The organism is Stutzerimonas kunmingensis (assembly GCF_014764705.1).
In the GTDB taxonomy this organism is placed as follows: Bacteria; Pseudomonadota; Gammaproteobacteria; order Pseudomonadales; family Pseudomonadaceae; genus Stutzerimonas.
Window position 1 is genome coordinate 354,140 of the sequence record NZ_JACXXG010000001.1, and the last position, 9,645, is coordinate 363,784.

Consider the following 9,645-nt stretch of genomic DNA (forward strand, 5'->3'; position numbering starts at 1 on the left):
ATAGGTGGAGGGCGTACGGGGCCTCAGCCCACCAGCACCGCACAGGCCGGATCACGCCGCCTTCGGCGGAAACTTCGGCTGGTGCAGGCCCAGGCGCATCGCCTCGCGGACCATCGCCATGATGTCCTGCTGGGCCAGGTCGAACAGCTGCTTGAGGTCGGGCAGGACGAAGTACAGCGGCTGCAGGATGTCGATGCGATAGGGCGTGCGCATGGCTTCCATTGCATCGAACGGCTGCCGCTCCGGCTCGGCGGACAGGCTGTAGAGCGTCTCCTTCGGCGACGAGAGGATGCCGCCGCCATAGATGCGCAGCCCGGCCGGGGTTTCCACCAGACCGAACTCGACGGTCATCCAGTACAGCCGTGCGAGAAACACCCGTTCCTCCTTGCTGGCCTTCAAGCCGAGTTGGCCATAAGTGTGGGTGAATTCGGCAAACCAGGGGTTGGTCAGCAGCGGACAGTGGCCGAAGATCTCGTGAAAGATGTCCGGCTCCTGCAGGTAGTCCAGCTCTTCCGGGGTGCGAATAAAAGTGGCGACCGGGAAGCGCTTGCTCGCCAGCAGTTCGAAAAAGCGCTGGAAGGGGATCAGTGCCGGTACGCGCTTGACCTGCCATCCGGTGGTTGCCGCCAGCACGCGATTGATCTCGCCGAGCTGTGGGATGCGCTCGCGGGGCAGGGCGAGCTGGTCGAGGCCGTCGAGGTATTCCTGGCAGGCGCGCCCGTCGAGCAGTTTCAGCTGACGCTCGACCAGCGTCTGCCACACCGCGTGTTCGGCGTCGGGGTAATGAATGTGCCCCTGCGCGTCCGGTTCGCGGGCTACGTAGTGGGTCGTCTTCATCGGTACTCCTGGCCGCTTGGGCATCTTGTTGTTGCCCTCATTCGAACGCGAAGACGTACCCTCGACGAGTCCCGCTGTGGCGCAATATCGCACCTTGCCGGATGTTGCCTGTAAGGAAAGCCTGACGTTTGCGTCAATGTCCGGATCGGCGGCATTGCCAAGCGGCTTATCTGGCAAATAATCTTGACGGAAATTTGCGGCGCTCGACCGAAGCGCCGTCGGCCCCACAACAAAACAACAGGGCTTCGCCATGCGTATCAAGATTCTCTGCCAGAACCGCGTCGGCATCCTGCGCGACATGCTCAACCTGCTGGTCGACTACGGCATCAACGTCGCCCGCGGCGAGGTCGGCGGCGAGCAGGGCAACGCCATCTACCTGCACTGTCCCAACCTGATGAACCTGCAGCTGCAGGCCCTGCGGCCGAAGATCGAGGCGCTGCCCGGCGTGTTCGAGCTACGCAAGGTCAGCCTGATGCCCAGCGAGCGGCATTCCCTGGAACTCAACGCGCTGCTCGGCGCGCTGGAGTTTCCGGTGCTGTCCATCGACATGAGCGGCGCCATCGTTGCCGCCAATCGTGCCGCCGCGCAACTGCTCGGCGTGCGCGTCGACGAGGTGCCGGGCCTGAGCCTGTCGCGCTACGCCGAGGACTTCGACCTGCCCGAACTGGTACGCGCCAACAAGGCGCGGATCAACGGCCTGCGGGTGAAGATCAAGGGCGACGTGTTTCTCGCCGACATCGCCCCGCTGCAATCCGAACACGACGACAGCGAGGCATTGGCCGGCGCGGTACTGACCCTGCATCGCGCCGACCGGGTCGGCGAGCGGATCTACCAGGTGCGCAAACAGGAGCTGCGCGGCTTCGACAGCATCTTCCAGAGCTCGAAAGTGATGGCCGCGGTGGTGCGTGAGGCGCGGCGCATGGCACCGCTGGATGCGCCGCTGCTGATCGAAGGCGAGACCGGCACCGGCAAGGAGCTTTTGGCGCGCGCCTGTCACCTGTCCAGTCCGCGCGGGCAGTCGCCGTTCATGGCGCTCAACTGCGCGGGTCTGCCGGAGTCGATGGCCGAGACCGAGCTGTTCGGCTACGGCCCCGGCGCCTTCGAGGGCGCGCGGCCGGAAGGCAAGCTCGGCCTCTTGGAGCTGACCGCCGGCGGCACGCTGTTTCTCGACGGCGTCGGTGAGATGAGCCCGCGGCTGCAGGCCAAGCTGCTGCGCTTTCTGCAGGACGGCGGCTTTCGTCGGGTCGGCAGCGACGAGGAGGTTTATCTCGATGTGCGGGTGATCTGCGCGACCCAGCTCGATCTGTCCGAACTCTGCGGCAGCGGGCAGTTTCGCCAGGATCTGTATCACCGGCTTAACGTGCTATCGCTACATATTCCGCCGCTGCGCGATTGCCTCGACGGCCTGCAGCCGCTGGCGCTGCACTTCATCGACCAGGCCAGCCGGCAGATCGGCTGTCCGCTGCCGACGCTCTCGCCGCAGGCGCTGGAGCGGCTGGCCGGCTACCACTGGCCGGGCAACGTGCGGCAGCTGGAGAACACCCTGTTCCAGGCGGTTTCGCTGTGCGAGGGCGGCACCATCAAGCCCGAGCACATCCGCCTGCCGGGCTACGGCGCGGCGCAGCCGCTGGGCGATTTCTCCCTGGAGGGCGATCTGGCGAGCATCGTCGGGCGCTTCGAGAAGGCCGTGCTGGAAGGGCTGTACAAGCAGTTCCCGAGCAGCCGCCAGCTGGGCAAGCGACTCGGCGTGTCGCACACCACCATCGCCAACAAACTGCGCGAGCATGGGGTGGGCAAGGCGGAGGCGTGAGGTACGCCGCGCCGTCTCGGCTGGGCCCGTTTGGCCGCGCCGAGTTGATTCGTGGGCAGCCCGCGCGCTATGCCGGCGGGGGCATCAGGTCTTGGGGGCGCACTTGCACATGCGCAGCATCAAGCTCAGCACTCGATGATGTTCACCGCCAGCCCGCCACGGGCGGTTTCCTTGTACTTGCTCTTCATGTCGGCGCCGGTCTGGCGCATGGTGCGGATCACCTTGTCCAGCGAGATGAAGTGGCTGCCGTCGCCACGCAGGGCCATGCGTGCGGCGTTGATCGCCTTCACCGCGCCCATGGCGTTGCGCTCGATGCAGGGCACCTGAACCAGCCCGCCGACCGGGTCGCAGGTCAGTCCCAGGTTGTGCTCCATGCCGATCTCGGCGGCGTTTTCGACCTGTTGTGGCGTGCCGCCGAGCACTTCGCACAGCGCCCCGGCAGCCATGGAGCAGGCCACGCCGACCTCGCCCTGGCAACCGACCTCGGCCCCGGAGATCGACGCATTTTCCTTGTAGAGGATGCCGATGGCCGCCGCCGTCAGCAGAAACCGCACTACCCCATCCTCATTGGCACCACGAATGAAGCGCATGTAGTAGTGCAGCAGCGCCGGTATGATCCCGGCGGCGCCATTGGTCGGCGCGGTGACTACGCGGCCGCCGCTGGCGTTCTCCTCGTTGACCGCGAGGGCGTAGAGGTCGACCCAGTCGAGTACGCTCAGCGCATCGCGCAGATTGGCTTCCGGGTGTTCGCTGAGCTGACGGTACAGCCCGGCGGCACGGCGCTGGACCTTGAGGCCGCCGGGCATGACGCCTTCGGTGCGGCAGCCCGCTTTGACACAGTCCTGCATCACCTGCCAGATGCGCAGCAGGCCGGCGCGGGTTTCCGCCTCCGGGCGCCAGGCCGCCTCGTTGGCCAGCATCAGCTGACTGATGGACAGCCCGTGCGTGGTGCAGTGCTGCAGCAGCTCGGCGGCACTGTGGAAGGGGTAGGGCGGCGTGGTGGCGTCCTCGACGAAGCGGTCGTCGCCGGCGGCCTGCTCGTCGATCACGAAACCACCGCCCACCGAATAGTATTCGCGGCTGCGCACCTGCAGGCCGGCGCTGTCGAAGGCGCGGAAGATCATGCCGTTGGGGTGGAAGGCCAGCGGCTTGCGGATGAATTGCAGGTCGTTGCTGATATCGAAGTGGATGACCTTCTCGCCGAGCAGGCGCAGCTCGCGGGATTCACGCATCGCTGCCATGCGCTGGGGAATGCTTGCGGTGTCCACGCGCTCCGGTAGCTCGCCCTCGAGCCCCAGTAGCACAGCCTTGTCGCTGCCGTGGCCCTTGCCGGTGGCACCGAGCGAGCCGTACAGCTCGACCCTGAGGTGGTCGGTGGCGGCGAGTAGTTCCTCGTTGCGCAGACCCTCGGCAAAGCGCAACGCCGCGCGCATCGGTCCGACGGTGTGCGAGCTGGACGGGCCGATGCCGATCTTGAACAGGTCGAAGACGCTGAGTGACATGAGGTGCTCCGCTGCGACGCTTGTCTAAGTCTAGTGGCCTGTTTGGTAAGTTCAGTGGGTCAATTTCGGCGCCCATGGCCCCGATACTGCGTTGCTGCTCCTTACCATAGCCCGCTATGACTCGTCGCAGCGCCCTGTCTTGGAGTCATGTTCATCCGAGCTTGCCTCAACCAACTCACCGCACAGGCCACTAGACCTTCGGTGGCGCATGGATGTTGCCGGGTTCGGCCGCGGCACGATTCGCCGGCCGGAGGCTTCTGCGCGAACTGCTCTAGGCGCGGGTAGCCGCCGAGCCACCCCAGGGGTTGGCTTCCAGGCTGTTGTGCACGGCGGTCGCGGCCTGCGCGGCCTGGCCGATGGCGACGCTGATCTGCTTCAGGCCCATGGTCACGTCACCGATCGCATAGAGGCCACGTAGCGAAGTCTGCCGATGTTCGTCCACATTGACGCCGCCGCACTCGTCGCAGTCGAGGCCGAGCTGCACGGCGAGTTCGGAGCGAAAGCGCGCACCGAGACTGGGGTAGATGATGTCGAAGTGGTGCCGCTCGCCGCGACAGGTCAGCAGTTCGATGCCGGTCTCGCAGGGGTGCAGGGACTCGACGCGGTCGCCGATCAGGCGAATGGCGTAGTGCTCGGCCAGGGCGATGGCCTGATCGCAGGCATCCTGCTCGCCATGCACGATCACGGTGACCCGGTCGGTGAAGGTGCGCAGGAACACCGCGTGGGTGATGGCGCTTTCCGCCTCGCCGTAGACCGCGACGTTGTCGCCATTGACCTCGTAGCCATCGCAGATCGCGCACAGCCGCACCTTGCCTTCGTCGATGGCCTTTTCGACGCCGGGCATGTCCGGCAGCGTGTCCTCGATGCCAGTGGCGAGAATGATCCGCCGCGTTATGCACAGGCGATCGCCGTAGCGCACGCTGAAGCCTTCGGCGTGGGGCTCGATGTGCTCGACGTGGCCCTGTTCGAGGCGGGCGCCATAGCCGCTGGCCTGTTCGCGCAGCCTTGCCAGCAGGTCGTTGCCGTTTATGCCCGGTGGAAAGCCCGGGTAGTTGCGCGAGCGCGGAATCCACGAAGCCCGGCTCGAGCCGGCGTCCACCACCATGCAGCTGCGCCGGAAGCGCGCCAGGTACAGTGCTGCGGTGAGGCCCGCGGGGCCGCCGCCGACGATCAGGCAGTCGATCACGATGGGTTGCGGGTCGGTTTGTGCGGGCGTCATTGCATTGGCCAGTGGCGGGGCGTTGCCAGTAGAAGCCGGCGGCGGCGATAAAGTTCGCCGAGGTTGAACGATGCAATGTTCGGTTTTGAGAGCTGGTCGGAGCTTCGAGCCTTGTGCCAGAGCCGCTGATGGCCAACACTTCGCGGCTGGATGACCGGGCATCTCCAACCGATACTGAACAGTCACCGCCATTCCAATAACGATCAGCCTGCGAATTCGTTCGCCGTGCGCTGATCCCGCGCTACACATCTCGGCAGCGCCCTACCAGGCGTGGGCTGAACCACATTCAATCGCAAAACCACTCGAACGGAGCTCACGAGGCGCCGTGCCGAGCTTATTTCCCGTGGGGGTATAAAGTTGTTCAAGTCTCTGGTTGTTGCGCCCTGTGCGGCGCTGTTCCTGCTGCTGTCGCCAGTCATCACGCAAGCCGCGGAACCCATCGTCATCAAGTTCGCCCACGTGGTCGGCGACGACACGCCGAAGGGCAAGGGCGCGCTGCTGTTCCAGAAGCTGGTGCGCGAGCGCCTGGCCGGCCAGGTCGAGGTCGAGGTGTACCCGAATTCGACGCTGGTCGGCGACGCCGACGAGATGCAGGCACTGCTGGACAACAAGGTGCAGATGCTGGCGCCCTCGCTGTCCAAGTTCATCGAGTATTCGCCGAAGCTGGAAGTGCTCGAGTCGCAGTTCGCCGCCGTCGGTGCCAAGCCGGTCGTGCTGCCGTTCGCCAAGGTCTATGAATCGCTCAAGGGCGGTGTGGTCCAGGGCGCCGAGAATCCCTGGTCGAACATCCTCAGCCAGAACATGCACAGCGTTCAGCCGTACATCACCGAGAGCAACCATGGCGTGCTCGACTACATGCTGATTACCAACAACGAGTTCTGGCTGAGCATGCCCTTCGCCATACGCTCGGAGCTGGAGGGCATCATTCTCGAGGTGACCCAGGCGGTGAACCGAGAGGCCGCGGCCGTGAATCGCCGCGATCGCGAGCGCATTCTCGCCAGCGGCAGCAGCCAGCTGATCACCCTGACGCCGGAAGAGCGCCAGGCCTGGCGCGAGCAGATGCTGCCGGTCTGGAAAACCTACGAAGCGGAAATCGGCGCCGACCTGATTCGCGCGGCAATGACGGTCAACCGTCGCCGTTGATCCTTCCGCCCAGCTCGCCGGCTAGACAGGCCGGCGAGCTGGGACGCTCCAGTCGCTGCATTTCCTCCTCCAGCCATTCGGCCAGAACCTGAGCATTGGTCTGACGCTCGTCCTGCGCGGCGTAGATCAGCGTCAGCGTGCCGCGGCCGGCCATCTCCAGCAGCGCCCACCAGTGTTCGGGGTGGCCGGCCAGTTCGTCCCGATAGCGCTGGCGAAACGTCGCAAACCCGATCTCCCCGCCCTTGAACGCCTTGCGCAGTGCCGTGGAAGGCGCCAGGTCCGGCAGCCATGCGTGCAGCGCCAAGGTGTCCTTGCGGCAGCCCCTTGGCCACAACCGGTCGACCAGTATGCGCTGGCCGTCTTCCAGCGACGGCGGTTCGTATGCGCGTTTGCACTGAATCATCAGCACCTCCGGAGCCTGCCTCTGAGTCTAGGTAAAAGATACTGAAGTGCCAGGGTTAAAAATACTCTGCGAATGGTTTTTATGACTTATAACGTACTGGTCATATCTACCCTTAATTTATTATCTATCTGATTTTATTGGGTTAAATATTGGGCACGATTCGTGAAAAAGAGAGTGGGTGCAACTCATTACTCGATAGGAGCGTGACATGAAAAAGGCAATGGTTCTGATGGCAGCAGCAGCGATTCTGGCAAGCGGTCTGGCCAGCGCAGACGAGGTTCTGGAAGTGCATGAGGACCGCGCGGTCGGCGGCGGTTTCGGTGGGCTCAGTGGCTTCATGCTCGGAGCTGCGGCGGGTGGCCCGGTCGGGGCGCTGGTCGGTGGCGGCATCGGCTACCTGATGGGGCAGGGCGCGCAGCAGGCTGCCGGGCTCGAACAGACACTGTATGTGGTCAAGCGCGAAGATGGCAGCGTTGCGCGCATTCGTACGTCCGATGACCGCTTCCTGCAGGGGCAGCACATCGAACGTGACGGCGCGCGGATCACCGCCGCGGCGAAATGACGGCGGGCAGGTAGTCCCGCGGCGGGTTGTTGGGGGATGATCGCGGCTGACTGACACCGAGGAGGCGCTGATGAGTTATTCCGTTCTGCACGTGGTGCATCTGCTGGCCGCGATCTTCTTCATCGGCACGCTGTTCTTCGAGGTGATGATCCTTGGCCGCATCCGTCAGCAGGTCGGCGAGCAGACCATGCCGCTGGTGGAGCGTGCGGTCGGCGCACGTTCGCGGGTGGTGCTGCACTGGGTGGTGCTGTTCGTCTACGGTGCCGGCATCGGTCTGGGCTGGTATCACCGCCAGGCGCTGGCCGATCCGTTTGCCAGCAGCTTCGCCACCTTGCTGGCGCTGAAGGTTCTGCTGGCGATCGGCGTGTTCTTCACCTTCGGCCTGGTGGCGATCCTGCTGCGCAAGGGGCATATGACGCCGGCGCGCTACCGTGCCATCCACTGGGCGATCCTGCTGCAGATGATCGGTATCGTGCTGCTCGCCAAGGGCATGTTCTACCTGCACTGGTGAGGTTGCGCTGCATACCAGTTTTGCCAGTCGCAGTCATGATCAGGGTCAATTCGGCTGGCGCTTCGCTCCGTGCTTATCGGGCCTGATTCAGTCGCCGCAGCCTCGTTGCTTTAGCGGCAGCGGGGGCTAAGGTGGCTGCATCGTTTCCCGATCAGCAGAGGTTAGCCATGGATTTCGCCTACAGCTCACGCGTCGAGGCGCTGCGCCAGCAGCTGCGCGCCTTCATGGACCAGCACATCGTGCCGCGCATCGGTGCCTGGCACGCGGAGGTGGCGGCCGGGCAGTACCCGGTGTCGTTCATGGGCGACCTCAAGGCGCTGGCCCGTTCGGAAGGGCTGTGGAATCTGTTCCTGCCGTCGCTCGGCGAAGACGAGCCGGGCATGGGCCTGAGCAATCTTGAGTACGCGCCGCTGGCGGAAATCATGGGGCGCGTGCACTGGGCTTCGGAAGTGTTCAACTGCAACGCACCGGACACCGGCAACATGGAGCTGCTGCACATGTTCGCTACCCCCGAACAGCGTCAGCGCTGGCTCACGCCGTTGCTCGAAGGCGAGATCCGCTCGGCCTTCGCCATGACCGAACCGGACGTGCCGTCTTCCGACGCTACCAACATCCAGACGCTGATCCGTCGCGACGGCGACGACTACGTGATCAACGGTCGCAAGTGGTTCATCACCAATGCCTCGCATCCCAACTGCAAGCTCCTGATCGTGATGGGCAAGACTGACCCGAACGCCGAGACCCATCAGCAACAGAGCATGATCCTGGTGCCGTTCGACACACCCGGTGTCGAGCTGGTGCGTAACATCCCGGTGATGAACCACATCGCCCCGGAAGGTCACAGCGAACTCCTGCTGCGCAATGTGCGGGTGCCGGCGAGCAACCTGTTGGGCAGGGAGGGCGACGGCTTCATGATGGCGCAGGCGCGCCTGGGGCCAGGGCGCATTCACCACTGCATGCGCTCGATCGGCATGGCCGAGCTGGCGCTCGAACTGATGGTCGAGCGCTGCCAGGAGCGCAAGGCGTTCGGCAAGTACCTGCAGCAGTATTCCAATGTCGCCGACTGGATCGCCGAGTCGCGTATCGAGATCGAGCAGGCGCGACTGCTGGTGCTCAAGACCGCCTGGATGATCGACGAGGTCGGCGCCAAGGCGGCGCGCAAGGAAATCTCGATGATCAAGGCGCTGGTGCCGCGCATGCACATCAACGTGGTCGACCGCGCGATCCAGGTCTACGGCGCGATGGGCCTGACGCCGGACACGCCGCTGGCCGACATGTGGACCGGTGGCCGCGCCCTGCGCTTTGCCGACGGCCCGGATCAGGTGCATCTGCGCAGCATTGCGAAGATGGAAATCAAGGCCAGTGAAGCCAGCCGCGGTGCCACGGCGGCTTATCTCACCCCGCCTGGTCGTCACTGATCGTGACTGCTGCTGGCCGCGCGACGCCACTGCGCGCGGCCTATCTCCCTTCTCGTGTATGCTCCGTCCTGGTGCGCTAGCTTGCGTCTCTCTCTCCTACTGGCCTAGGCTAGCAGGCCGTTGAAAAACTCGGCTTCAACTGCCCCAACCCGTCCGGTTTGGCGCTTTTTCAAGCGCTTTGGCCTAACGGAGTCCACACAAGGCCTGACTTCAGGCCTTTTTGACAGGTTTCAGCACCAC

The 9,645-nt window shown here is 64.6% G+C and carries 9 protein-coding genes; 5 read left to right on the plus strand and 4 right to left on the minus strand.

The genetic code is table 11. The features are described 5' to 3' along the window. Positions 1 to 51 precede the first annotated feature (51 nt). Positions 52 to 837 (minus strand): phenylalanine 4-monooxygenase, encoded by a 786-nt coding sequence (gene phhA, locus IEG05_RS01710; RefSeq protein WP_191121546.1) that lies wholly within the window; start codon positions 835 to 837, stop codon positions 52 to 54. A gap of 250 nt (positions 838 to 1,087) precedes the next feature. Here phhA and IEG05_RS01715 point away from each other — a divergent pair, with 250 nt between their 5' ends. Further along, positions 1,088 to 2,647 (plus strand): sigma-54-dependent transcriptional regulator, encoded by a 1,560-nt coding sequence (locus IEG05_RS01715; protein WP_191121547.1) that lies wholly within the window; start codon positions 1,088 to 1,090, stop codon positions 2,645 to 2,647. A gap of 125 nt (positions 2,648 to 2,772) precedes the next feature. Here IEG05_RS01715 and IEG05_RS01720 read toward each other — a convergent pair whose 3' ends face one another. Together IEG05_RS01720 and IEG05_RS01725 are read right to left on the minus strand one after the other, a co-directional pair. After that, a complete protein-coding gene (locus IEG05_RS01720) occupies positions 2,773 to 4,149 on the minus strand; it encodes an L-serine ammonia-lyase (RefSeq protein WP_046619326.1) in 1,377 nt (458 codons plus the stop codon). Positions 4,150 to 4,420: 271 nt separating this feature from the next. After that, positions 4,421 to 5,368: an NAD(P)/FAD-dependent oxidoreductase gene (locus IEG05_RS01725; protein WP_046621463.1), complete on the minus strand. Its 948-nt coding sequence runs from the start codon at positions 5,366 to 5,368 to the stop codon at positions 4,421 to 4,423. A 357-nt stretch (positions 5,369 to 5,725) separates the two neighbouring features. Here IEG05_RS01725 and dctP point away from each other — a divergent pair, with 357 nt between their 5' ends. After that, on the plus strand, positions 5,726 to 6,511 hold the full coding sequence (gene dctP / locus IEG05_RS01730; RefSeq protein ID WP_414717778.1) for a TRAP transporter substrate-binding protein DctP: 786 nt from the start codon (positions 5,726 to 5,728) through the stop codon (positions 6,509 to 6,511). Here the strand turns inward: dctP and IEG05_RS01735 are convergent. Further along, a complete protein-coding gene (locus tag IEG05_RS01735) occupies positions 6,495 to 6,914 on the minus strand; it encodes a DUF488 domain-containing protein (RefSeq protein WP_191121548.1) in 420 nt (139 codons plus the stop codon). The two genes, dctP and IEG05_RS01735, sit on opposite strands and share 17 nt — an antisense overlap. 208 nt (positions 6,915 to 7,122) lie before the next feature. Between IEG05_RS01735 and IEG05_RS01740 the strand changes: the two genes are divergently transcribed. The 3 genes from IEG05_RS01740 to IEG05_RS01750 all read left to right on the plus strand — a co-directional run bounded on the left by IEG05_RS01740 (position 7,123) and on the right by IEG05_RS01750 (position 9,405). Next, on the plus strand, positions 7,123 to 7,476 hold the full coding sequence (locus tag IEG05_RS01740; RefSeq protein ID WP_125859775.1) for a hypothetical protein: 354 nt from the start codon (positions 7,123 to 7,125) through the stop codon (positions 7,474 to 7,476). A 70-nt stretch (positions 7,477 to 7,546) separates the two neighbouring features. Further along, positions 7,547 to 7,987 (plus strand): CopD family copper resistance protein, encoded by a 441-nt coding sequence (locus IEG05_RS01745; RefSeq protein ID WP_179485718.1) that lies wholly within the window; start codon positions 7,547 to 7,549, stop codon positions 7,985 to 7,987. 167 nt (positions 7,988 to 8,154) lie between these two features. After that, on the plus strand, positions 8,155 to 9,405 hold the full coding sequence (locus IEG05_RS01750) for an acyl-CoA dehydrogenase family protein (RefSeq protein ID WP_191121549.1): 1,251 nt from the start codon (positions 8,155 to 8,157) through the stop codon (positions 9,403 to 9,405). Positions 9,406 to 9,645: the final 240 nt, after the last annotated feature.

Coding starts and splice junctions, on each gene's coding strand:
- phhA (WP_191121546.1), bottom strand. CDS start 837: ATGAAGACGACCCACTACGTAGCCCGCGAACCGGACGCGCAGGGGCAC.
- IEG05_RS01715 (WP_191121547.1), top strand. CDS start 1,088: ATGCGTATCAAGATTCTCTGCCAGAACCGCGTCGGCATCCTGCGCGAC.
- IEG05_RS01720 (WP_046619326.1), bottom strand. CDS start 4,149: ATGTCACTCAGCGTCTTCGACCTGTTCAAGATCGGCATCGGCCCGTCC.
- IEG05_RS01725 (WP_046621463.1), bottom strand. CDS start 5,368: ATGACGCCCGCACAAACCGACCCGCAACCCATCGTGATCGACTGCCTG.
- IEG05_RS01735 (WP_191121548.1), bottom strand. CDS start 6,914: ATGATTCAGTGCAAACGCGCATACGAACCGCCGTCGCTGGAAGACGGC.
- IEG05_RS01740 (WP_125859775.1), top strand. CDS start 7,123: ATGAAAAAGGCAATGGTTCTGATGGCAGCAGCAGCGATTCTGGCAAGC.
- IEG05_RS01745 (WP_179485718.1), top strand. CDS start 7,547: ATGAGTTATTCCGTTCTGCACGTGGTGCATCTGCTGGCCGCGATCTTC.
- IEG05_RS01750 (WP_191121549.1), top strand. CDS start 8,155: ATGGATTTCGCCTACAGCTCACGCGTCGAGGCGCTGCGCCAGCAGCTG.